At 38.3% G+C, this 25,676-nt stretch carries 16 protein-coding genes, 3 tRNA genes and 2 pseudogenes; 6 read left to right on the top strand and 15 right to left on the bottom strand.

Annotated elements, in window-relative coordinates; translation table 11 throughout:
• The first annotated feature begins 47 nt into the window (after positions 1-47).
• Positions 48-824 (top strand): dihydroorotate dehydrogenase electron transfer subunit, encoded by a 777-nt coding sequence (locus NXV01_RS17140; protein WP_004295951.1) that lies wholly within the window; start codon positions 48-50, stop codon positions 822-824.
• Complete coding sequence (locus NXV01_RS17135) at positions 812-1,723, top strand: dihydroorotate dehydrogenase (RefSeq protein WP_148366677.1); 912 nt, start codon at positions 812-814, stop codon at positions 1,721-1,723. The genes NXV01_RS17140 and NXV01_RS17135 overlap by 13 nt, the downstream gene beginning before the upstream one ends.
• Before the next feature lie 216 nt (positions 1,724-1,939).
• Here NXV01_RS17135 and trmD read toward each other — a convergent pair whose 3' ends face one another.
• Complete coding sequence (gene trmD / locus NXV01_RS17130; RefSeq protein WP_004295953.1) at positions 1,940-2,617, bottom strand: tRNA (guanosine(37)-N1)-methyltransferase TrmD; 678 nt, start codon at positions 2,615-2,617, stop codon at positions 1,940-1,942.
• Between the two features lie 75 nt (positions 2,618-2,692).
• On the opposite strand from trmD, the pseudogene ligA reads away from it, so the two are divergent.
• Both ligA and dapA read left to right on the top strand, forming a co-directional pair.
• A pseudogene (ligA, locus tag NXV01_RS17125) lies at positions 2,693-4,694 on the top strand (NAD-dependent DNA ligase LigA).
• A 59-nt stretch (positions 4,695-4,753) separates the two neighbouring features.
• The gene (gene dapA / locus NXV01_RS17120) at positions 4,754-5,647 is read left to right on the top strand and encodes a 4-hydroxy-tetrahydrodipicolinate synthase (RefSeq protein ID WP_004303039.1); all 894 of its coding nucleotides are present in this window, start codon (positions 4,754-4,756) and stop codon (positions 5,645-5,647) included.
• A 295-nt stretch (positions 5,648-5,942) separates the two neighbouring features.
• On the opposite strand, the gene NXV01_RS17115 is transcribed toward dapA, so the two are convergent.
• From NXV01_RS17115 to NXV01_RS17080, 8 genes and pseudogenes are all read right to left on the bottom strand, one after another.
• The gene (locus NXV01_RS17115; protein WP_259021648.1) at positions 5,943-6,878 is read right to left on the bottom strand and encodes a transposase; all 936 of its coding nucleotides are present in this window, start codon (positions 6,876-6,878) and stop codon (positions 5,943-5,945) included.
• Positions 6,879-6,918: 40 nt separating this feature from the next.
• Positions 6,919-7,290, bottom strand: a complete 372-nt coding sequence (locus tag NXV01_RS17110) for a transposase (protein ID WP_259021647.1) — start codon at positions 7,288-7,290, stop codon at positions 6,919-6,921.
• A gap of 333 nt (positions 7,291-7,623) precedes the next feature.
• Positions 7,624-7,697, bottom strand: a tRNA-Arg gene (locus NXV01_RS17105).
• A gap of 29 nt (positions 7,698-7,726) precedes the next feature.
• A tRNA-Arg gene (locus NXV01_RS17100) sits at positions 7,727-7,800 on the bottom strand.
• 20 nt (positions 7,801-7,820) lie between these two features.
• Positions 7,821-7,894: transfer RNA gene (locus NXV01_RS17095), tRNA-Arg, on the bottom strand.
• 79 nt (positions 7,895-7,973) lie between these two features.
• Positions 7,974-10,272: pseudogene (locus tag NXV01_RS17090) on the bottom strand (patatin-like phospholipase family protein).
• 171 nt (positions 10,273-10,443) lie between these two features.
• Positions 10,444-12,489 carry a molecular chaperone HtpG gene (gene htpG, locus NXV01_RS17085; RefSeq protein WP_148366680.1) on the bottom strand — a complete coding sequence of 682 codons (2,046 nt, stop codon included), beginning with the start codon at positions 12,487-12,489 and terminating at the stop codon, positions 10,444-10,446.
• A 133-nt stretch (positions 12,490-12,622) separates the two neighbouring features.
• Positions 12,623-15,151, bottom strand: a complete 2,529-nt coding sequence (locus NXV01_RS17080; protein WP_195650134.1) for an ATP-dependent Clp protease ATP-binding subunit — start codon at positions 15,149-15,151, stop codon at positions 12,623-12,625.
• 357 nt (positions 15,152-15,508) lie between these two features.
• On the opposite strand from NXV01_RS17080, the gene gyrA reads away from it, so the two are divergent.
• Positions 15,509-18,085 carry a DNA gyrase subunit A gene (gene gyrA, locus NXV01_RS17075; RefSeq protein ID WP_259022944.1) on the top strand — a complete coding sequence of 859 codons (2,577 nt, stop codon included), beginning with the start codon at positions 15,509-15,511 and terminating at the stop codon, positions 18,083-18,085.
• 32 nt (positions 18,086-18,117) lie between these two features.
• Positions 18,118-19,332, top strand: coding sequence for a M48 family metallopeptidase (locus tag NXV01_RS17070; RefSeq protein ID WP_074559631.1), 1,215 nt, complete (start codon positions 18,118-18,120; stop codon positions 19,330-19,332).
• Positions 19,333-19,572: 240 nt separating this feature from the next.
• Here the strand turns inward: NXV01_RS17070 and NXV01_RS17065 are convergent, their stop codons facing one another.
• From NXV01_RS17065 to NXV01_RS17040, 6 genes are all read right to left on the bottom strand, one after another.
• Positions 19,573-20,694, bottom strand: a complete 1,122-nt coding sequence (locus NXV01_RS17065) for a universal stress protein (protein WP_148366689.1) — start codon at positions 20,692-20,694, stop codon at positions 19,573-19,575.
• Positions 20,695-20,771: 77 nt separating this feature from the next.
• Complete coding sequence (locus NXV01_RS17060; RefSeq protein ID WP_004295969.1) at positions 20,772-21,062, bottom strand: hypothetical protein; 291 nt, start codon at positions 21,060-21,062, stop codon at positions 20,772-20,774.
• A 130-nt stretch (positions 21,063-21,192) separates the two neighbouring features.
• Positions 21,193-22,026 carry a tetratricopeptide repeat protein gene (locus tag NXV01_RS17055; protein ID WP_074559635.1) on the bottom strand — a complete coding sequence of 278 codons (834 nt, stop codon included), beginning with the start codon at positions 22,024-22,026 and terminating at the stop codon, positions 21,193-21,195.
• Between the two features lie 18 nt (positions 22,027-22,044).
• Positions 22,045-23,874, bottom strand: coding sequence for a BatD family protein (locus NXV01_RS17050; RefSeq protein WP_259022943.1), 1,830 nt, complete (start codon positions 23,872-23,874; stop codon positions 22,045-22,047).
• 31 nt (positions 23,875-23,905) lie between these two features.
• Positions 23,906-24,628, bottom strand: a complete 723-nt coding sequence (locus NXV01_RS17045) for a tetratricopeptide repeat protein (protein ID WP_004295972.1) — start codon at positions 24,626-24,628, stop codon at positions 23,906-23,908.
• An 8-nt stretch (positions 24,629-24,636) separates the two neighbouring features.
• The gene (locus tag NXV01_RS17040; protein WP_195650131.1) at positions 24,637-25,665 is read right to left on the bottom strand and encodes a VWA domain-containing protein; all 1,029 of its coding nucleotides are present in this window, start codon (positions 25,663-25,665) and stop codon (positions 24,637-24,639) included.
• Positions 25,666-25,676: the final 11 nt, after the last annotated feature.

Raw genomic sequence — 25,676 nt, 5'->3', positions numbered from 1 at the left:
CTGTATCTTTGCATCCGGAATACGAATTTATACTTTTATATCCATACATGAAGAAATTTATTTTAGATCTGACAGTGACTGAGAATATCAGATTGAATGCAAACTATGTATTGCTAAAATTGACCTCTCAGTCATTACTGCCCGAAATGTTACCTGGGCAGTTTGCCGAACTCCGGGTGGACGGTTCGCCTACTACATTTTTACGACGTCCCATTTCTATTAACTTTGTAGATAAACAGCGAAATGAGGTATGGTTTCTGATCCAGCTGGTTGGTGATGGAACAAGACGTTTGGCAGAGGTTAATCCCGGTGAAACAATAAATGTAGTGCTTCCGTTGGGAAATGCATATACAATGCCTCTGGAGGCTTCTGATAAGCTCTTATTAGTTGGTGGAGGTGTCGGAACAGCCCCTATGCTTTATTTAGGTGAGCAGTTGGCTAAAAAAGGCCATAAACCTACGTTCCTGTTAGGTGCCCGTAGCGACAAAGATCTGTTGCAGCTGGAAGAGTTTGCCAAATATGGAGAGGTATATACTACTACGGAAGATGGTAGCCATGGAGAAAAAGGATATGTTACCCAACATTCTATATTAAATAAGGTACGATTTGAGCAGATTTACACTTGTGGTCCCAAACCGATGATGGTGGCTGTGGCAAAATATGCCAAAAGTAATCAGATAGAATGTGAAGTATCTTTGGAAAATACAATGGCTTGTGGTATCGGAGCATGCTTATGTTGTGTGGAAAATACGACAGAAGGTCATTTGTGTGTATGTAAAGAAGGTCCTGTTTTTAATATAAATAAACTACTATGGCAGATTTAAGTGTAAATATTGGTGAATTACAAATGAAAAACCCGGTGATGACAGCATCTGGTACATTTGGATATGGTGAAGAGTTCTCCGACTTCATTGATATAGCGCGAATAGGCGGTATTATTGTAAAAGGAACTACTCTTCACAAACGTGAAGGAAACCCTTATCCGCGTATGGCAGAGACTCCTTCTGGGATGTTAAACGCTGTGGGACTGCAAAATAAGGGTGTTGATTACTTTGTGGAGCATATATATCCCCGTATAAAAGACATCCAAACGAATATGATTGTAAACGTTTCGGGATCTGCCATCGAAGATTATGTAAAAACAGCTGAAATCATTAATGAACTTGACAAAATTCCTGCTATAGAACTAAACATCTCTTGCCCTAATGTAAAGCAAGGTGGTATGGCTTTTGGTGTGTCAGCAAAAGGGGCATCAGAAGTAGTAAAAGCAGTGCGTTCAGCTTACAAAAAGACACTTATCGTAAAACTCTCCCCAAACGTTACGGACATCACTGAAATAGCTCGCGCAGCAGAAGAAAGTGGTGCGGATAGCGTGTCATTAATCAATACATTGCTGGGTATGGCGATTGATGCGGAACGTAAACGTCCTATTTTGTCAACTATAACAGGCGGAATGTCGGGAGCAGCCGTAAAACCTATCGCATTACGTATGGTATGGCAAGTTGCCAATGCGGTAAATATTCCTGTCATTGGATTGGGAGGTATTATGGATTGGAAGGATGCTGTTGAATTCATGCTTGCAGGTGCGACAGCCATCCAGATTGGTACGGCAAATTTCATAGATCCTGCTGTTACTATTAAAGTGGAAGATGGTATAAATAATTACCTGGAAAGACACGGATGTAAGTCTGTAAAGGAAATAATTGGTGCGCTTGAGGTATAATTGAAAACATACAATAACCCTTCGCATTAAGTCTGCAAGAAAAATGCTATTTCTCTTTTAAATAGAGAAAGGATAAACAGGCAGGTAACAGCAGATGAAAAAGAAGTTCGTGTTTAGAGGAATTGTCTACGGATAGAATCTTTAGATTGAAGACAAAATAAAAACGACGGTGAGGATTTACGTAATCTTCATCGTCGTTTTTATTTACACTTTATTTTACTCCCCTAATAGGTCGGGACGAAGTTTTCTGGTGCGTTCCAGGGACTGTTGCAGTTCCCATTCTTTGATCTTTGCTTCATGTCCGGATAATAGAATATCGGGAACTTTCCAGCCTTTATAATCAGCAGGTCGTGTATATACAGGTGCTGCCAGCAAATTATCCTGGAAAGAATCGGAAAGTGCGGATTGTTCATCGGAAATGACTCCGGGAATGATACGTACGATAGCATCTGCCATCACTGCTGCCGCCAGTTCTCCTCCTGTTAATACATAATCGCCGATACTGATTTCTTTGGTAATCAGATGTTCGCGGATACGGTAATCAATGCCTTTAAAGTGTCCGCAAAGAATAATGAGATTCTGTGCCAGAGAGAGTGTGTTGGCCATCGGTTGGTTGAATTGTTCTCCGTCAGGGGTCGTGAAGATAACTTCATCGTAGTCACGTTCTGCCTTTAGAGCATTGATGCAGCGTTCGATAGGTTCTATTTTCATCACCATTCCGGCAAATCCTCCAAAAGGATAATCATCGACACGGCGATATTTATCTTCGGTGTAATCACGTAAATTGTGAATATGTATTTCTGCAAGTCCTTTATCTTGAGCTCGTTTCATGATAGAACAATTGAAGAAACCTTCAATCATTTCGGGTAAAACTGTTATAATATCAATGCGCATAATCTTTTAATTTTTCGCAAAAGTACAAATATTCAAAGATAAACATGTATTTTTGCCTTAAACAATCGAAGAAATATGGATATAAAAGAAAAAATAGAGGAATTGCGTGCCGAACTTCATCGGCATAATTATAATTATTATGTGTTGAATGCTCCTGAAATCTCGGATAAAGAGTTTGACGATAAGATGCGTGAACTTCAGGATCTGGAACAAGCACATCCGGAATATAAAGATGAAAATTCACCCACTATGCGCGTGGGGAGCGACTTGAACAAGAATTTTACGCAAGTGGCCCATAAATATCCTATGCTGTCATTGGCAAATACATATTCGGAAGCGGAAGTGACGGACTTCTACGATCGTGTCCGTAAAGCGCTAAATGAGGATTTCGAGATTTGTTGTGAAATGAAATATGATGGTACTTCTATTTCGTTGACCTATGAAAATGGGAAGTTGGTTCGTGCCGTCACCCGTGGAGATGGAGAAAAAGGCGATGATGTGACGGATAATGTGAAAACAATCCGTTCTATTCCGCTTGTATTACATGGTGATAATTATCCCGCTTCTTTTGAGATACGTGGGGAAATTCTTATGCCATGGGAAGTGTTTGAAGAGTTGAACCGGGAAAAAGAGGCGCGTGAAGAACCGCTTTTTGCCAATCCGAGAAATGCGGCGTCCGGTACATTGAAGTTGCAGAATTCTTCTATTGTAGCTTCTCGCAAGCTGGATGCTTATTTATATTATTTATTGGGAGATAATCTGCCTTGTGACGGACATTATGAAAATCTTCAGGAAGCGGCAAAATGGGGCTTTAAAATCTCTGATTTGACGCGTAAGTGCCAGACATTGGAGGAGGTCTTTGAATTTATCAACTATTGGGATGTAGAACGTAAAAATCTACCGGTTGCCACAGACGGGATTGTTTTAAAGGTGAACAGTTTGAGACAACAGAAAAATTTGGGTTTTACGGCTAAGTCTCCCCGATGGGCTATTGCCTATAAATTTCAGGCAGAACGTGCATTGACCCGATTGAATAAGGTGACCTATCAGGTAGGAAGAACCGGGGCAGTCACTCCGGTAGCTAATCTGGACCCTGTACAGCTTTCGGGAACTGTCGTAAAACGTGCATCCTTACATAATGCGGATATCATCGAAGGACTTGATTTGCATATCGGAGACATGGTTTATGTGGAAAAAGGTGGTGAAATTATTCCTAAGATTACGGGGGGTAGATAAAGATGCACGTAGTTTTATGCTTGGGGAGAAGGTTCGATTCATCGTCAATTGTCCTGAATGTGGTAGTAAATTAGTCAGGTATGAAGGGGAAGCCGCTCATTATTGCCCTAATGAAACAGCGTGTCCTCCTCAAATCAAAGGCAAAATCGAGCATTTTATTAGTCGAAAGGCTATGAATATTGATGGATTGGGACCGGAAACTGTGGATATGTTCTATCGTTTGGGATTAATTAAAAATACGGCCGACTTATATAAACTCACAGCTGATGATATCAAAGGTTTGGATCGTATGGGAGAAAAATCGGCGGAGAACATTATAACGGGGATTGCACAAAGCAAAACCGTTCCTTTCGAACGTGTTATTTTTGCTTTGGGAATTCGCTTTGTTGGTGAGACTGTGGCCAAAAAGATAGCAAAATCGTTTGAGAATATAGATGATTTGCAACAGGCAGATCTAGAAAAATTGGTAAGTATCGATGAAATCGGAGAAAAAATAGCCCAGAGTATACTTGCATATTTTGCGAATGAGTCTAATCGTGAGTTAGTTAGCAAGCTAAAGGAGGCCGGACTACAGCTTTATCGTACCGAGGAAGATTTAAAAGGATATACGGATAAGTTAGCGGGACAGTCTATCGTTATCAGCGGTGTGTTTGTCCATCATTCACGTGACGAATATAAAGAGCTTATCGAGAAAAATGGAGGGAAAAATGTAGGAAGCATTTCTGCGAAAACAAGTTTTATACTGGCTGGGGACAATATGGGACCTGCAAAGCTTGAAAAAGCAAAAAAACTTGGAATAACCATATTAAGCGAAGACGAATTTCTGAAACTTATATCGTAAGATAAGAAAAATATTCGTACTTTTGCGGCTAAATAAATTAGAGATTATAATTAAAACTCATGATACAGACTAAATTGAAAGGAATGGGGGTAGCACTGATTACTCCTTTCAAAGAGGATGAGAGCGTTGACTATGACGCGTTGATGCGTATGGTGGACTATCTATTACAGAATAATGCGGATTTCTTGTGTGTGCTGGGGACTACAGCTGAAACACCGACTCTGACCGAGGAAGAAAAGAAAACTATAAAAAAGATGGTAATTGACCGCGTTAACGGAAGAATTCCTATTCTGTTGGGTGTAGGTGGTAATAATACTCGTGCTATTGTAGAAACATTGAAAAACGATGATTTCACAGGAGTTGATGCTATATTGTCTGTTGTGCCGTATTATAACAAACCTTCTCAAGAAGGTATTTATCAGCATTATAAAGCGATTGCGGAAGCTACGGAGCTCCCCATCGTATTGTATAATGTTCCGGGACGTACGGGGGTAAATATGACTGCTGAAACTACTTTGCGGATTGCCCGTGATTTTAAGAATGTAGTTGCTATTAAAGAAGCATCCGGCAATATTACGCAAATGGATGATATTATTAAAAATAAACCGGAAAATTTCAATGTAATCTCCGGAGATGATGGTATAACCTTTCCGCTTATTACATTGGGAGCCGTTGGTGTGATTTCAGTAATCGGTAATGCTTTTCCTCGTGAATTTAGCCGTATGACGCGCCTGGCGCTTCAAGGAGACTTTGCCAATGCATTAACCATTCACCATCGATTCACGGAATTATTCAATTTATTGTTTGTTGATGGAAATCCGGCAGGAGTAAAATCAATGTTGAATGCCATGGGTATGATCGAGAATAAACTTCGGTTGCCACTGGTTCCTACTCGTATTACCACATTTGAGGCAATACGCAAGGTTTTGAATGAGTTGAATATTAAATGCTAATGCTTCTTCAGCGAGGAATTCATAATAAACATCTAAGTGTTTAAAATAAATATCCCAATGATTGAATTCAATCATTGGGATATTTATTTTAAATCAGCCTATGATTTATTTTAAAACGGCCGCTGTCTATTGTGAAAGAGGTATATTTCTTATTAATTACGTTTTTTGATACAGGTTTTTCACCTTTCTAAAGCATAGCTTTAGGGAACGGAAAGCTACGCTTTAGCCTATCTAAAGCATAGCTATTTGAGGGCTCAGTTGGAAATCTTGGGGGATTACCCATTCTTAATTTCTGCTATGCATATACTTTAGCTAATCTAAAGAGGAAGAATCTCATATCTGCGACTCCTCTGAAGGAGGCTCTGAAAGCTTTTATTTTCGCATTAAAAGCTTCAGCTGCCGCATTGGTACTTCTGTTGACAAAGAAGTTTAATATCCTTTCATAATGATTCTCAATAGAGTTTGCTACGGTTGCAAACGTTTCATAGCCATACTCTTCTATTTTACTATACCATAAAGCTAATTTAGCTCTTGCTACATCTTTATCATAGTTTGTGGAAAATATCTTTCCCAAGTGTAAAGAATAATAATACACCTGCTTGATATCATCAAATTGTTTGAATAATATTTCAGCTCTAATCTTCTGGCTTTTAGTCCATTTATCAGGTGCTTTAAATAGTAAATATCTACTTCTTGCTAGTAACTGCCTAAGCGTGTCTCCATTTTTAAAAGTCTCCGGTTCATAAGCTACTCCTTGTTCCTTTGCAGCTTTTATTGCCTTGTTCTCATCTTTCATTACCTGCCACCGATAAGTAATACGCAACTCCTGTACGGCTTCGTATACGAGTTTCTGGACATGAAATCTATCGATAACCTGCATGGCGCGTGGAAAACAAGTTTTAGCAATCTTCTGCATACTTCCTGCCATATCCAATGTGATTTCTTTGACCTGATTACGTTGTTCTTTAGGAATCTTCATTAAGATAGCTATAATATCTTCGGCCTTTGTTCCTTGGACTACGGCAATGATTGAACCTTTACGGCCTCGTTTATCCCTGTTGAGTAAGATGGTATAAAGTTCACCTTTACTTAGCGCCGTCTCATCGATACATAGATTATAACCTATATTTTTAGGGTAAAGAATATGGTCTTGGGCATGCTCTTTTTGATTCCAACTCTGATAATCACTCAAATGGTCCTTATATTGATTTTGAAGCTGTTTGCCGTCCATGCAGTAATGCTCGGCCAGACTTTGACAGCTAACGGCATGATTATCTAAGTAATTCTTTTAAAAAAGCACCGAACTCAGCTGTGATGCGAGTACCGGTGGCTACTAAATTCCAGTCACGACTATAAGTCTGACCGGTTGAAGGATCTTCCCAACGACGACGTTTGATACGCAAGTAAACGGCTTTGCCGCGAATAGGAAAATCCTGAACTTCTATCTCAGGAAAAAAGCCTTTCGAATGAAGGGATAAATGGGACAGTTCAGAAGGAATAACCGGGGTTTCTTCTAAAAAGAGAATAAAGCAGGTCTCTTGAGAAAGGCTATCAACAACGGTGAAGTACTCAAGGATACCGGAAGGCAGAAATAGGCTTAAAATATCAGCCGGAAGAAGTGGAGTTTTAGAGTTCGTTTTCATAATGCAAAAATAAGCATTTTAACCAAATCCCCCAAGAATTACAACTGATCCTATTTGAGGGCTTGATAAGAATTCTAATAACCATTGACATATTTCATTTCCAAACAAGGTGAAAAGGCTGTGTAAGAGTTGCCCTTCACCCGTAAACGACTTATTTGTAGGGAGCCCGGAAGAAAGGTGAAGGTGAAGAGGGTATTGAAAACAAGGGATATGAGGGGATGTATTGCTTGTTTATAATGGCTGACTTTTGAATCTTTTAGTTTAGTTATAGCTAATTTCTTCGATGAAATGGGGGGAAATAAAAATCCTCCGCATCAAATGCAGAGGATTTCGTGATCGCGACAGGATTCAAACCTGTAACCGGCTGATCCGTAGTCAGCTACTCTATTCAGTTGAGCTACGCGACCTCAAATAATATAACTTGTAAATTTTTCAGTGACCGCGACAGGATTCAAACCTGTAACCGGCTGATCCGTAGTCAGCTACTCTATTCAGTTGAGCTACGCGGCCATTCTGTTAATTCAAAAAAGTGATCGCGACAGGATTCAAACCTGTAACCGGCTGATCCGTAGTCAGCTACTCTATTCAGTTGAGCTACGCGACCGTTATTTTGTTTTAACGGGTGCAAAGATACGGACTTTTCCCGAATTAGCAAGCTTTTCACCGACTTTTTTTGTAGAAAATTATTCTATGAACCGATAATTGAATAGTTGTAAACCTATACTTAGTCCGACATTCCACTCCCTTTTCGGTGAGCTATAATGATTTACATATGCAGAGATATCTCCAAAAGGCAATTGACATACAACAGAAATTTCTCCTAAATATTCAAACTTGGAGAAAGCTTTTCCGTAATATGCTTTATTCAACGAGTTTTTTTCGATTGGATAAATAGGCATAAAACCATAGAATTCTCCCCCGGAGATGGAACATCTGGCTTAAACGGTAAATAGGCCGAATGCCGGCTCCGACAAATTGATTGGCACGAAAGGCTTCATTGTAGGTCAATTTGCTATGTAATGTAGGGGAAAACTCTCCGGCTTGCATCATTGTTGCCGTATAGTTCTCGGAGAAGTTTTTGGAGGCATACAGGGCTTTCAAATACCATCCTAAAACCCAATGTTCACTCATATTATGATATTTCTCTTTCATATAAGATAATTGCAGCCAGGAGTGATGATCTTTGTTGTTACTGGTCGTACTTCCTTCGCCCGGATAGAATCGTTCTTTTCCAACGAAAATCTGGGCTACAAGGGCTTCTCTGTATCCACGTGTAGGATATTGTTTGGAATTAAGGGTACTTCCATTAAAACTAATTGATCCACCGAACAAATCATAGCGGCTTTTATCAAATTTGTCATTTCCAAAGTCAATGACACTTTTTTGAAAATATTTATCCTCTATTCTTGCAATTCCTACTCCAAACTCTGCTCGTTTGCTCGAAAGGAAAGGTAATCCAACCTGTAATTTCAAGAAACGTTCGTCTTTTTGGTTAAAGGCTGGTTTGTTATTTCGCGAAAAAAGTTTGTCCTTTTTAAAATAGTCGAAAGTGCTGATCGAACCTATGAGACGGTAAGAGGTAGGAATGGCAGTGGCAAAGTCTATTTTTGCCATAAATTGCACGTTGTTATATACCTTTCCAAGCTGTCCGTCAAGAATAAACTCTTTGGCATAGTAGTTTAAGTCCTGATAACTAAGTCCCAGGTAGATCTGATTCGAATTAGAGGTGGATATGTTACCTCCCAGCCGTACAGCAAAGTTGTTTTCCAGTTTGACTTTTAAATGCAGATCATAGGTGTCATCTTCCGGATTATAAATTGCATGCGGTATGATTTCTGAAATCATTTTATCTGATAGCAATCGAAAATAACCTTGTTTTAAATCTTCATAGGTAAATTCTTTGTTATCTGACTTATGAAATTCTTTCTTTATATATGCTTGTTGTTGTGGATTAGCTCCATCAATGATGATATTTTTAAAACGTAGTTCAGGGAAATTACTACGGTATACCATTCTCCTTAAACGAATATTGTCCAGATTCACACGCCGATGGATACGGCTTTTGATAGAATCCATCATGCTGATGGTTCGATTATATCCTATATCATGTAATTCGTCGATGCGTTGAAAATCCATCAAGTTGACATTGTCATATTTGAACGTCATTAAAATCCCCATAGAGTCCGGAATAGAATAATCGGTTTTCTGCATCACCATATTCTCAATTTGACTCATGAGGTCATTTTCCTTGGGTTTAGTGGGATTGGTGGATACAACGCTTCCTATAATGACATCCGGATGGAAATCATCTCTCATGACGTCCGTGGGAAAGTTATTATAGATACCTCCGTCGTAGGCCAGTACATTGTCTATTTCAATGGGTTTAAACATGAAAGGGAAGCTCATGGAAGCTCTGACGGCATCTCCTAAATCTCCTTCCTTCATGACTAACTGTTTTTTATTGTACACATCGGACGCAATGCAACGGAAAGGAACAAAAAGTTTATCAAAATCTCCCTTACAAGCGGCCGTAGCACGTGCATATAGGTCAACAAATACGAGATTCATTTGAATCGGGTTGACAACACTGGTAGGCAGGAATTGAGGTTTTAAACTCTTCAGTGAATCTTTGAATGAAAAACGAATATTGAAAAATTCGGGAGTGGGAAGATTCTTTTTGAAATGGTATACATATTTCTCTTCCACCTCTCCGGAATACCATCGTTTAAAGTCCTCCGATTTGAGCAGTTCTACCATGTCATCAGGAGAATACCCCATAGCATACAAAGAGCCGATAATAGCTCCCATGGAAGTACCTGCAATGTAGTCAATAGGGATGTTATTTTCTTCCAATGCGCGAATGATACCAATGTGTGTCATTCCTTTGGCGCCACCACCGCTTAATACAAGTCCTACTTTTTGGGCATGGATAGCCGGAATAATCAGCCATAAAGTAATGAACACTAAAAAAATCTTTCTCATAACCCAAATCAAACAATTGAATTTTTTGTCTATTAAGTGTTCAAATATATACAATACTTTTCAATTAATCGATATTTTGCCGATCGTTTTAAATTGAAAAAGAGCATTACAACGTGTATTTAACGTTGAATGCTCTTTCTTGAAGTATGTGTTATGTTTAAAGGGACGATATTAAATCAGCTCAATGCTACGTTTTACGAAGTTATTCAAAGCTTCACCTCTTAACATATTGTTTTGAAGTAAGGCCAGATCGATAAGCTGGCGGATAACTTTGTTATTGCTTGCATAGCCGATAAAGATAGCTTCTTTCTTGCTTTTCAGATCATCCCACTTCTTGTCGAGATCGTTTAATTCATCTTTTTCAGCTGTCGGGATGTCTTCTTCTTTTTTATCCTTCTGTTTGTCTTTCAACTCATTACGTTGTTTGTTGACGTTATCCATTTCGGAGAGTATCGGAGCTACTTCTGCTTGACAGGCATTCTCTTCTTCATTCAATACTTGTTTTATCAACTTGTGGTCTGAATTCAGGATCAGATTGAACATGTCAGGCATTTCGCCGTAGAAGCTCATTCCGGCTTGAATATTCGCCATTTCTTTCATACGACGCATATATTCGCTTTGAGTAATCATGACCGGAGCCGAATTTTCTCCCAACGCCTGCGTCATCACATTGAATTCAACCTTATCCATTTTAGGCAATTGGCTCTTGAAGGCTGTTGTGATTGCATCTTGTTTGTTGGCTTCCAGAGTTTCACCTTTCTTGTCTTCTTTTACAATCAGATTGTCAACAACATCACTGTCTACACGGGTGAAACGGGATTTCTCAAGCTTTTGCTCCAACATACTTACCATAGCTACATCTAACTGGCCATCCATGAGTAAGACATTGTAGCCTTTGTTGGTTGCAGCTTCAATATAGCTGTATTGTTCGTCCTTGTTATTTGCATACAGATAGATTAGATTTCCATCTTTGTCTGTCTGGTTATCTTTAATAAGGGTCTGATATTCATCGAATGTGTAATGCTTGTCATTTGTATCGGTGAAAAGGGCGAATTTTTGCGCTTTATCATAGAAATCCTCTTGTGTGAGCATTCCATAATTGATAAATATTTTCAAGTCATTCCACTTTTCTTCAAACTGCTTACGATCATTCTTGAATATAGACTGCAAACGGTCGGAAACTTTCTTGGTGATATAAGTTGAAATCTTCTTCACGTTTGAGTCGCTTTGCAAGTATGAACGGGAAACGTTCAACGGAATATCCGGAGAATCTATTACTCCATGTAACAAAGTCAGGAAGTCCGGCACAATGCCTTCAACAGAGTCTGTTACATATACTTGATTGCAATATAACTGAATCTTGTTCTTATTTAATTCAATATTGCTCTTTACCTTCGGGAAGTAGAGGATACCAGTCAGATGGAATGGATAATCCACATTCAAGTGAATCCAGAAGAGTGGTTCATCAGACATCGGATATAGCTTGCTATAGAATGATTTGTAATCTTCATCCGAAAGTTCGCTAGGCTTGCGTGTCCACAAAGGAGTGGTATCATTGATTATATTATCTTCAGCCGTTTCTACCTGTTTGCCGTCTTTCCATTCTTTCTTTTTTCCAAATGCAATAGGAACAGGAAGGAAGCTGCAATATTTCTTCAGAAGTTCGGAGATACGTGCTTCTTCGAGGAATTCTTTGCAGTCATCATCAATGTATAAGATGATATCTGATCCACGGTCGGCTTTTTCTATTTCTTCAATAGTGAATTCAGGGCTGCCATCACAAGTCCATTTTACGGCTTTTGCATCGTCTCTGTATGATTTAGTGATGATCTCCACTTTCTTTGCAACCATAAAGGCAGAGTAGAAGCCAAGTCCGAAATGTCCGATAATGGCATTTGCGTCGTTCTTATACTTCTCCAGGAAGTCATTAGCTCCGGAGAAAGCTATTTGATTGATGTACTTCTCTATTTCTTCTGCAGTCAAACCGATACCACGATCAGAAATGGTAATAGTATCTTTGCCTAATTCAACGTGAACAGTTAAGTCACCCAGTTCACCTTTGAATTCGCCAATAGAAGCAAGCGTATTCAACTTCTGAGTGGCATCTACCGCATTGGATACTAACTCGCGCAGAAAAATCTCATGGTCACTGTACAAAAACTTTTTAATGATAGGGAAAATGTTTTCTGTTGTAACCCCAATATTACCTTTTTGCATAATACGTATATTTTTTAGTTTATCTATTGATTAATTTTAATTGATGTTTGTCCATATAGAGACAAAAAAAATGCCAGACCCGAAGGTCTGACATTATGGCATATAAAATTATTTTCTTATTCAGGAAATAACTCTATTCCGGAGAAACAACTTTCATCTCCAATTCGCCTTTTTCTTCATTAAGGGTTACTTGAATAGTATCTCCCTCTTTTAAAGACGAGGAAATGATGAGCTCGGATAAACCATCCTCCAGATAGGTTTGAATTGCGCGTTTCAAAGGACGGGCACCATATTGTACGTCATATCCCTTGCTAGCGATAAATTCTTTCGCCTTATCTTCAATAACAAGCTTGTAACCAATAGATTCTATTCTATTGTACAATCCTTTTAACTCTATGTCTATAATCTTTGTTATCGCTTCCATAGAAAGTTGATCAAACGTGATAATCTCATCTACACGATTGATGAATTCAGGCGCGAATGATTTATTTAGAGCTTTTTGTATTACACTTCGCGAGAATTCTTTATCATCCAGGCGACTTTGTGTCGCAAAACCGACACCACGTCCAAATTCTTTCAGCTGGCGGGTTCCGATATTGGAAGTCATGATAATAACGGTATTTTTGAAATCTACCATTCTGCCATAACTGTCAGTCAGACGACCCTCATCCATTACCTGAAGCAGGATATTGAATACATCCGGATGTGCTTTTTCTATTTCATCAAGCAATACAATAGAGTATGGTTTACGGCGCACTTTTTCTGTCAGCTGGCCACCTTCTTCATATCCTACGTATCCTGGAGGTGCTCCAACCAAACGTGAAACAGTGAACTTTTCCATATATTCACTCATATCGATACGAATCAGTGCATCGGCAGAACCGAACATATACTTGGCCAATTCTTTTGCTAAGTGAGTTTTACCAACTCCTGTCGGACCTAAGAACATAAACGTGCCAATGGGCTTATTGGGGTCTTTGAGTCCTACACGGCTTCGCAAAATGGCTTTGACCAACTTTTCTATCGCTGTGTCTTGTGCGATGACTTTAGCTTGCAAATCTTCTTTCATACCTGCTAACTTGATGCCTTCAGCCTGTGCCATTCGTTGTACTGGAATGCCTGACATCATTGAGATAACATTGGCAATTTCTTCTGCATCAACAGTTTGCCTGTTTTCTTTTAGATTGGCTTCCCATTCTTTTTTCATCTCATCCAATTGGATAGAAAGCTCTTTTTCCTTATCGCGGAAGCTAGCTGCAAGTTCAAAATTCTGCGATTTTACAGCTTCATTTTTCTTATTTTTAGCTTCTTCGATCAGTTTTTCCTGTTCTTCTATCTCTTTGGGTACATTGACATTAGTAAGATGTACACGTGAGCCGGCTTCATCTAAAGCATCAATGGCTTTATCAGGGAAATTACGATCTGTGATATAGCGGTCTGTCAGCTTGACACATGCTTCCAATGCTTCATCCGTATAATACACATTGTGATGATCTTCATACTTATCCTTGATATTACGCAAAATCTGCAGAGTTTCGGCAGCAGTAGTCGGTTCTACGATTACTTTCTGGAAACGGCGTTCCAAAGCGCCATCTTTCTCAATATTCTTACGATATTCATCAAGAGTGGTGGCACCGATACATTGTATTTCTCCTCTTGCCAATGCTGGTTTTAACATATTGGCAGCATCCATAGAACCTGCTGCAGAGCCTGCACCAACAATCGTGTGAATTTCATCAATGAATAATATAACATTCGGATTCTTCTGCAATTCATTGAGAATGGAACGGATACGTTCTTCAAATTGTCCACGATACTTTGTTCCCGCTACAACAGCAGTCATGTCAAGAGCAACGACTCGTTTATCAAACAGGATACGTGAAACCTTTTTCTGAATGATTCTCAATGCAAGGCCTTCAACAATCGCTGATTTTCCTACACCGGGTTCACCAATCAGAATCGGGTTATTCTTTTTGCGCCGACTTAAGATCTGCGCTAAACGTTCGATTTCTCTTTCTCTGCCCACGACAGGATCCAACCGCCCTTCTTCTGCCGCTTTTGTCATGTCAGTACCAAAATTGTCAAGTACCGGCGTATCATTAGACGGCTTCTTGGAAGCGGTTTGCGCCTGTTGGCGTTCATCCGAACCACCTCTGCCGGAACGAGGAGAAGACATTTCTTCGTCATCCTCATCGTCTTCCGAAAAGCCCATACCGGAATTGATATCCGGCTGCAATGTAGCTTGCTCCAGTACTTTCACATAGTTTATATCGTTTGCTTCAAGTACGGAAGCCGCCATATTGTTTTTTTCTCTTAAAATAGCCAATAATACATGTTCTGTATCAGCGATGTTACTTTTCATTCCACGAGCTTCTAAAATACACATTTTTAATATCTTTGCCGCATCATTAGATAACGGTACCTCTGCATCAGGCAATAACATATCATCAGCTTCTGCCTTCAGCTGAGCTTCAATCTGTTGCTTTATAGCAGCCAGATTGGTGTTGAGTTTAGACAATATCTCGATAGCTTTTCCTTCACCGTCACGGAGTATTCCCAGAAGCAGGTGTTCGGGACCTATATACCTACTTCTCAACCGATTCGCTTCTTCCTTACTATAGACGATAATGTCGGAAACTCTTTGTGAGAATTGATTATTCATACTTTTTTCCTCTTCTTCTAAGGGTTATTCACTGGCAAATATACGCATTTAATCAAGTTTGTATTGCAATATTTGCTTTATTTCTTATATCTACAAATGGCGTGCCATAAAAACAGTGTATTTGTATTATATATATAAGGTATAACAAATAACAGGCTCTTTTTTGCCGATGTTATTTATCTTTCCATATTATATTTATCGTTTTTATCTTTTTATTTTCGTATTTTAAAGTTTAGTGGGTTATCGTCCCGGTCATGATAAAACTTTCTTTCTAAAAACTTTCGTATATCGGGGAAAAGTAGTACTTTAGCGTGGTTTTTCACAAACCGTAGAATGTATAATTAATAATCATTTTAAATGCTTGAACAAGACAGAATTATAAAGATTAACATCGAGGAGGAAATGAAGTCATCGTACATTGACTACTCCATGTCGGTCATCGTTTCGCGTGCCCTTCCGGATGTTAGAGATGGATTTAAGCCTGTTCACCGTAGAATTTTATACGGAATGATGGAATTAGGCAATACTTCAGACAAACCTTATAAAAAGTCAGCGAGAATCGTGGGTGAGGTACTTGGTAAGTATCATCCTCATGGGGATTCTTCTGTCTATTTTGCAATGGTACGTATGGCGCAGGAATGGGCAATGCGTTATCCTTTGGTAGATGGACAGGGGAACTTTGGTTCTGTGGATGGTGATAGCCCTGCTGCTATGCGTTATACAGAAGCTCGTCTTAATAAGTTGGGTGAAGCAATGATGGATGACCTGTATAAGGAAACCGTTGATTTTGAACCTAACTTTGATAATACACTGGTGGAACCTAAGGTGATGCCGACGCGTATCCCGAACCTTCTGGTGAACGGAGCATCCGGTATTGCTGTTGGTATGGCTACCAATATGCCTCCTCATAATCTTTCGGAAGTGATTGAAGCATGTGATGCATATATTGATAATCCGGAAATTACGGTAGAGGAACTGATGGAATTTGTCAAAGCACCGGATTTCCCTACTGGCGGATATATATATGGTGTGAGTGGGGTACGCGAAGCATATTTGACAGGTCGCGGACGTGTAATTATGCGTGCGAAAGCTGAAATTGAAAGCGGACAAACACATGACAAGATCGTAATAACAGAGATTCCTTATAATGTAAATAAGGCCGAACTGATTAAATATATTGCTGATCTTGTAAATGATAAGAAGATAGAAGGTATCTCAAATGCCAACGATGAGTCTGACCGTGATGGTATGCGTATTGTTATTGACATAAAACGTGATGCAAATGCAAGTGTAGTGTTGAATAAACTCTATAAAATGACAGCTTTGCAGACCTCTTTTGGCGTTAACAATGTGGCTTTGGTTCATGGACGTCCAAAAACGTTGAATCTAAGAGATTTAATTAAATATTTCATTGAGCATAGACACGAAGTTGTTATTCGTCGTACTCAGTTCGATCTTCGTAAGGCGAAAGAGCGTGCGCACATTCTTGAAGGTCTGATCATTGCTTCGGATAATATTGATGAAGTAATTCGTATCATTCGTGCTGAAAAAACTCCGAATGATGCTATAACAGGCTTGATTGAGCGATTTAACCTGACAGAAATTCAGGCTCGCGCAATTGTAGAAATGCGTTTGCGTCAGTTAACTGGTCTGATGCAGGATCAACTTCATGCAGAATACGAAGAAATAATGAAGCAAATAGCTTATTTGGAAAGTATTCTGGCTGATGAGGAAGTATGCCGTCAGGTAATGAAAGAGGAATTGTTAGAAGTTAAAGCGAAATATGGAGATGTACGTCGTTCTGAAATTGTTTATTCTTCAGAGGAATTTAATCCGGAAGACTTCTATGCAGATGATCAGATGATTATTACAATTTCTCATATGGGGTATATTAAACGTACACCATTGACCGAATTCCGTGCACAAAATCGTGGTGGAGTAGGTTCGAAAGGAACGGAAACCCGTGATGAAGACTTTGTTGAGCATATTTATCCTGCTACTATGCACAATACCATGATGTTCTTTACACAAAAGGGTAAGTGTTATTGGTTGAAAGTATATGAAATACCTGAAGGAACGAAGAATTCTAAGGGCCGTGCTATTCAGAACTTGTTGAATATTGATTCAGATGATAATGTAACTGCATACTTGCGTGTGAAGAGTTTAGAGGATTCAGAGTTCATCAATAGTCACTATGTATTATTCTGTACTAAGAAAGGTGTAATAAAGAAGACATTGCTTGAACAGTATTCTCGTCCCCGTCAGAATGGTGTAAATGCTATAACTATCCGTGAAGATGATAGCGTAATTGAAGTTCGTATGACGAATGGAAATAATGAAATCATCATTGCAAACCGCAATGGACGTGCAATTCGTTTCCATGAGGCAGCAGTTCGTGTAATGGGACGTACAGCAACAGGTGTACGTGGTATTACGTTGGATAATGATGGTCAGGATGAAGTAATAGGAATGATTTGTATTAAAGATTTGGAGACAGAATCTGTAATGGTAGTTTCTGAACAAGGATATGGTAAACGTTCTGAAATTGAGGACTATCGTAAAACGAACCGTGGAGGTAAGGGTGTGAAGACTATGAATATTACCGAAAAGACAGGTAAGTTGGTAACAATCAAATCAGTAACCGATGAAAATGACTTGATGATTATCAATAAGTCTGGTATCACTATTCGTTTGAAGGTAGCGGATGTTCGTATAATGGGCCGTGCTACTCAAGGCGTTCGTCTGATAAATCTTGAAAAACGTAACGACCAGATTGGTTCGGTATGTAAGGTTATGACAGAAAGTCTTGAAGATGAAATTCCGGCAGAAGAGGCAGAGGGTACAATCGTGAGTGATCCGAATGCTTATGCTCCTGATATTGATGATGTAGCGGACGTAAATGAAAACGAAAGCAATAACGAAATTGAGGAATAGACATAATATTAATAATTAATCAAACAACAATCATGAAAAGAGTATTATTTTCGATGGTTTTATTGATGGCTGTTAGCTTCTCATTCGCACAAATGAAGAATGTAAAGGAAGCAAAGAGTATGGCTAATGACGTAAAACCTAATTTTAAGCAGGCTGAACAGCTTATTAAGGAAGCTATGAAGAATCCTGAAACGAAGGATCTTGCTGACACATGGGACGTTGCTGGATTTATTCAGAGACGTATCAACGAGGAGCAAATGAAAAATGCTTTTTTGAAAAAGCCGTATGATACATTGAAAGTATACAATAGTATTTTGAAAATGTATGAGTACTATAATAAGTGTGATGAATTAGCGGAAATACCTAATGAAAAGGGAAAAGTTAAAAACAAATATCGGAAGGCTAATGCTTCCAGTATGTTGGCTGAACGTCCAAATTTGATTAATGGTGGTATTCAGTATTTCAATCTGGACAAGAATAAAGAAGCTTTGAAGTTTTTTGCAACCTATGTGGAGTCAGCTTCTTATCCGATGTTAGCTGATAAAGAATTGGCTAAAAATGATACTCTTATTCCGCAAATTGCTTATTACGCAACATTAGCTGCTGATAGAGTGGGTGATAAAGATGCAATTATCAAATATGCTCCTATGGCTTTATCTGATAAAGATGGTGGCAAATTTGCAATGCAGTTGATGGCTGATGCTTACAAGGCTAAAGGGGATACTGCTGCATGGATTAAGTCTTTGGAAGAGGGCATCCTTAAGTTCCCTGGAAATGATTATTTCTTCGCTAATTTGGTTGATTATTATAATAGTTCTAATCAAGCTTCTAAAGCTATGGAGTTTGCTGATAGAATGTTAGCTAATGATCCTAATAACAAGTTGTATTTGTATGTAAAAGCATATCTTTATCATAATATGAAAGAATATGATAATGCAATCGAATACTACAAAAAAGCTATTGCTGCTGATCCGGAATATGCAGAAGCATACTCTAATGTAGGTTTGGTATATTTGATGAAAGCACAGGATTATGCTGATAAAGCAACAACGGACATCAATGATCCTAAGTATGCTGAAGCACAGGCTGTGGTTAAGAAATTCTACGAAGAAGCTAAACCATTCTATGAAAAAGCCAGAGCTTTAAAACCCGATCAACAAGATTTATGGTTGCAAGGTCTTTACAGAGTTTACTATAACTTGAATATGGGACCTGAATTCGAAGAAATCGATAAGATGATGAAGTAAGATCGTTTTCTGAAAAAATATAAGAAGGCTACTAGAAATAGTAGTCTTCTTTTTTATTCATATAATTTAAAGTAGTAATTGAAAAATCTTATATTTGATATGGACTTGAGTGGAACAGATCATTTTCTTTATTTAAATAAAAATAGAAAAAGGAGTAAGGTCATTATATTACTCCTTTTTATATTAAACATAATATTAATTATTCCCTAATCTTGGACGCTTATTTTTTGCCTGATCTGATCAGCTGTTAATAACAAGCAATGGTGTATCTGAATGAAAAACCATTTTTCTGGCAATACTTGGATTAAATAATCGAGCAAATATATTCCTTTTGTAAGAAGTCAAAGTGATTATATCTATATGATTATCTTTGATATACTGATCAAGTCCCTTTAATAAATTATCATTCATCACTACGTCATAATGAATTTCAAGCCCCGGATATTGCTTGTGAAAATATTCTTTTATACCTGCCAGTTTTATTTCATTCCAGGTGTCTTTAGAATCTGTAAGGTGTATCAAAGATACAGAAAAATGGAATGATTTCCAAGTATTAAAGAATGCCTCGAAAGCAATTAGATCTCTTTGATCAAAATTGGTAATAAAGGCAATCCGTTTTGCTTCACTAAACTGTTTGAATGGTGTATTTTCTGGAATAGCCAATACAGTCGTGCGACTTCTGTCAATAACTTCAGCGGTTACACTGCCAATTAAATCAATGTCTTTCTGATTTTTACCTCGGGTACCCATAATGATAACCATAGGACGCTGTTCTTTGGCATATCTTAAGATTTCCTCCTCTGGAATACCTTCACGTAAGATGCAGCTATATTTAACGTTGGGAAATTCGCCTGATGCAACTTTTTCTTTTATCTTCTCTGATAAAGCATTGAGATCAGAATGGACTTTTTGGATAATCGTTTTTACAGATTCTTCATCTCCAATCTGGTAATTGAAAACATCTCCATAAGGCAACGACGAAGCATATATAGGCGTAAAATAGACATGCAACAGGATGACTTCCGCATTTTCTATTTTTGCCAGGTTAAATGCAAATTCACATGCTTTCATCGAATAATTAGAGAAGTCGACAGGAATTAAAATCTTATTTGATTTATCTTTCACTTTGGGCTCCTTCTCTCCCACTATACTTTCAGACAGCCATGTAGAACTTTCTGTTATTTTTAAAGCACGTGGCAAATCGCTTTCTTTAATTCTTAAACGCACTCCCGATGAAACAACCGGTTGTATTTGATTAACGTTATGAATGTAGGTTTCTATACCTTCATTTTCCAAGACATTCTTTAAGATCTGCGCTTTGGTGTATGTCAGAATGGCCAGGGTTACTAATTTGTCTTCCATAAATGTACATTTTATAAGGTGAAAACAAATAAGAAATCCCAATTGTTTGATTCAATTGGGATTCAGTTTGTTATATTTTAAACTTGCACAGATTCGGTAGCCTGTTCTTTTTGCATACTCATATTCAATTCATCTAGGATTTTTAAAGCCCGATCAAGAACGGTCGTGTCATCCAACATTACAAGCCCACCATCTGGACCGGGCTCGAGATGTATTCCGACGCTTTTTCCCTCCTTGAAATTGTGTCCTCCGAAGAAGTTTCGCACTGTATCTACGTGCAAACCAAGTTCGTCTGCTATTCTATGCATGCTACCGCTAGGCAATGAATCTTTAATTTTACGAAGTTCATTAAACGTTATTGTTCTCATGTCTCATAAATTTAATGGTTAATACTATGTGATTTTTTTATCACGCTATAAACTTAACAAGCAAAAAAAAGATAAAACAAATTATTTGCTTATCTTTTTTTCTTGAATATATAAAATCTATTAATGACCTTTATATCACCTCGATAGCAGAAGCTGGTACCCACCCGACTTTTCCATCTTCCAGTCGAATTTCTTTCCATTCTTTCATGGAGTTGTCTTTGACACTTACCTTTCTCCCTTCATGGAGAATAAACAAGCTAGTCCCACTTTCGCTTGGAGTACTCCGTACTGTTACACTCGGATTCATTACTATCGCCTCACTTCGATTAACCAAATGTTCTTTTTGTTGCGAAGCAAAAAGATTAGAGCAAATGGTGACAATCAGCAAAATGAGTCCTGATATGAATCCTATTTTCTTTAACATAATCTGTTTGGAGAATATAAAGAAATAGAGAGCGATAATCAATAGAATAAAGGAGACAATCCCCCATGTGGCCCATGCATCTACACTCATACTATTTGTCAGAGACTTGATCCATGATACAAAGAACACTTCAGGAACAGGTTCAACCTTGTCTATTGTTTTTGCACGTGCCACTTCAAGATTAGCACGGATGTCACCATTTCCTGGTTGTAATAGCAGAGCACGCTCATAATTTAAAACAGCTTTCGCTATCTCCCCTATTTTATAATAACTATTTCCCAGATTGTAATAGACATCGGCAGCTTCTCCATTTTTCAGTAATGCTTCATATATCTGAATAGCTGCTGCATAATCTTCTTTTATATATGCGGAATCTCCTTCAGCTTTTGTTGCATCTTCCAGTGTATTACTGGAAAATGTGGTATGCGAAGCGTGGATAGAATCAACTCCATTCGTTTGTCTAGTATCAATGCTTAACGAATCTTGTCCGAAACAAGTAAGCGACATTGATAATAATATAAAAAATAATATCTTTTTCATGACATAATCTCTTCTGGGTTAATGTTTTATTGAATTCTCCATTTTGCTTATTACTTCTATTGAAGAAGAATAAACTTTATCCATAGCTTGATTCTCATCACCTGGAGCAAACCGGGCAAATTCACAATCATTCAATGCGTTCAGGAATTCTTTGATCAGTTCCTCATTTACTCCGTGATTTCTTAGTTTTTCTTCAATATTATCTTTAGATAAACGAGATACCGGAATATTCAGTTTGTCACTTATATATCCCCACAATGCCTTTAATACCTCATCGTAGAAAGCATCTTTTTTATTTTCGGAGAGTAATTTTCCTGCAAGCTTCATTCGCTTCGTTGCCACTTTATTTGCTTTTTTCGTACGCATTTTAGCAACATTTGCATTTTCAGCAGCTTGTTTACGATAAATAATGAAGAAAATAATAAAGGCAAGAGCCGGAATGATATAGAACAACCAATATGTCATTGAACCATAGAAGAAACTTCCTTTAGGTTGGAGAGTAACTTCATTCTGTTTGATATAACGGATGTCTTCACCTAATACTTTCAAGTCCTCTTTATTCGTGAAGTTAGCAATTACTTGATCCGCATTACCTGCACCTTTCTCAACATTTACTACATAATCTTCTGTTTTCAGTGTTTTGTAAGACTTGGAGCGAATATCAAAATAGCTGAAAGATACTCCCGGAATCTTATATGTTCCGGCATGTCTTGGAATTGCCAAATATTCAATAATTTTATTGCCTGTGAGTCCTTCCCGGGTTAATCTGACTTGATTGTCTACTTTGGGATCATATACTTCAAAATCATCCGGGAATTTAATTTCCGGATTAGAAATCAACTTCAGGTTACCTGTACCGGATATTACCAGTTTAATAGTAATAGCATCATTGGTTTTCAGTTCCTTACTGTTGATAGAAGAAGATATATTGAACTCTCCCACTCCACCTGAAAAATCTGCAGGTTTACCCGTAGGAAGCGGATTGACATTTATTGCTATCTTAGGAGTGGAAATATTTTTTTTAATTTCAATGACATTACTTCCTCCATTGAAGAAGGCATCAAAAGGATCATCTGATTGCACAGGTTTTCCGATAGTCATCTGGAACTGTGCCGGATCAATATATAGCTTTCCTGATTGTTGTGGGAAGAGAACAAACTGGCGATAAACCGTTGTATAGTAATTACGTCCCTGATAATGCTCCGGAGTCCATCTTGCATTAGTTGTCATTTCTATTTCTTGAGAATGGAAACCTTTAAAGTCGGGCAATTTCGCATTATTAAGTTGTAAGTTGGATTCTCTGGTGTATATTTTATAGGTCAGGACAAAAGCCTCCTGTTCATACACATTTGTTTTACTGGCACTTGCCATAATAAAAAGGTCCTGATTAGAGACACTTGTACTAGATGAGGAATGTATAGAACCACTACTACTATTATTTTGCCCGTTATTGCCACCTTGATCTTGTGGCAATACTTTAATCTTTACTGAGTTTGACACCATTTGGTCACCATCGGCAACAATGGAGGCACCGGGTATTGTGTATTCTCCGGCATTATTAGCCATTAATATGTATGTAAATGTAATACTACTAGTAGATGTAACATTACCATTCACTATTTGAGTACTACTTTGTTGTGAACGGCTTGGACCCATCAATACATCAAAACCTTTGATTGATGGTGCCCGAAAATCTTTCACTTTTTGTGTAGTTACAATATACGACAGCCTGAATTGTTCGCCTACTACCACTGCATCAGGAGCAGAAGCAGTAAAAGACACCTTATCAGCAAACGCATGAGTGCTATATGCTATCAATGCCATCAATATAATAATCAGTTTTTTCATTGCTTATGAAATTTATATCATCAACTTTATATTACCAATCTTTTTCCAAGCGACCGCCTTGCATAACTTTTTGTTGTTTCTTCACTTTATCCTGCACATCTTTCTCGTCCTGCATGACAGAATTCAGTAATTGTTCAGCATTCTCCTTCGACATCTGATTGTCTTGTTTCTTTTCAGATTTCGGTGGTTGCTGCTGATCTTTCTTTTCATCTTGTTTCTGATCCTTCTGTTTGTCTTTATTCTGGTCTTGTTTCTGATCTTGCTTTTGCTGATCTTTGTTTTGGTCCTGATTTTGATCTTGATTCTGCTGATTTTGTTGGTCTTTCAGCATTTTCTGTGCGAGAGCCAAATTGTACCGGGTTTCATGATCGGTAGGATTATTACGCAGTGACATTTTATATGCATCTACAGCTTTGGCATAGTCTTTACCAGCCTGGAAAATTACTCCCATATTGTGGTAAATATGGGCGAGTTTCATTTTATCTTTTTCTATTTTGCTGGCCGATACATATTGTTCCATGGCATCCTGAAACTTTTGCTGTTGCGAAAGGGTATTTCCTAGATTATACATGGATACCGTAGACTTGGGATTAGCTTCCAAGGCCTTTCGGTAGTTCACCTCTGCATCAACAAATACGCTATCATTAAACAGACGGTTTCCCTTACGGATATAGTCGCGTTCTGCTTTCTGAGCCGATACACCAGCTGCCGCTAACAGAAATACAGCGAATAGAATATATTTACTTTTTAACATACGTATAACTATTTCTTATTAGAAAACAGGTGAATGTTCTTAAATAAAGGATTTTTGCGATCCAGAATTAAGATTTCTGCCAATAACAATAGTAGAATAACCCATGCAATAGCCTGGAATTGTTCGTTAAACTCCGTATATACTTTCGACTCTACATCAGACTTCGCCATTTTATTTACTTCTTGATTGATGGCCTTTTGGGCTGAATTAGAATTATCTACTCGTACATATATACCTTTTCCTTCTTTTGCAATTTCCTGACACATAGCTTCATTCAAACGGGTAACGATCACATTACCTTCCCGGTCGCGGCGGTAATCATTCGTTCCTTCCACCGGTATTGGAGCGCCATCAGGCATACCTACTCCCAATACACTTACCTGAATACCCTTTTCTGCCGCAGCTTTGGCAGCTTCCACTGCACCACCTTCATGATTTTCACCATCAGTAATGACAATAATGGCGCGACCTACCCCTTCTTGCGGGGTGAAACTACGGGCTGCCAGATTGATTGCTTCCCCAATAGCTGTACCCTGTTTAGAAATCAACGAAGGACTAATGGATTCTAAGAACATCTTAGCAGAAATATAGTCACTTGTAATTGGCAGCTGTGTAAAAGCGTCACCGGCAAATACAATCATACCTACCTTATCATTATCAAGCTCATCTACTAATCTGGATATTAATCTTTTTGCTTTTTCTAAACGGCTAGGCTGTACATCCTGCGCTAACATGGAGTTTGAAATGTCCAAAGCAATAATTACCTCTACTCCCTTACGTTTAACCGTTTCCAGTTTTGAACCGAATTGAGGGCGTGCCAGTAATACGGAGAACAAACCAATAGCAACAAAAATAATCCAGAATTTTACATCCGGACGATATTTGGATACGTCAGGCATTAACTGAGCCAACAAAGTCGGATCTCCGAAACGTCGGATATTCTTTCTCCTCTTGTAATTGGAATACAAGTAGAAAGCTGCTAAAATAGGTAATAGCAGCAATAAATATAAATATGTAGGTTCTCCAAATCGAAACATCTTCTTACTAT

Origin of the sequence: Bacteroides sp. BFG-606, from assembly GCF_024788145.1 — a bacterium.
Classification (GTDB): Bacteria; Bacteroidota; Bacteroidia; order Bacteroidales; family Bacteroidaceae; genus Bacteroides; species Bacteroides vicugnae.
Note: the sequence above shows the minus strand (reverse complement) of the source record. Positions and strands in the feature narration are given on the sequence as shown.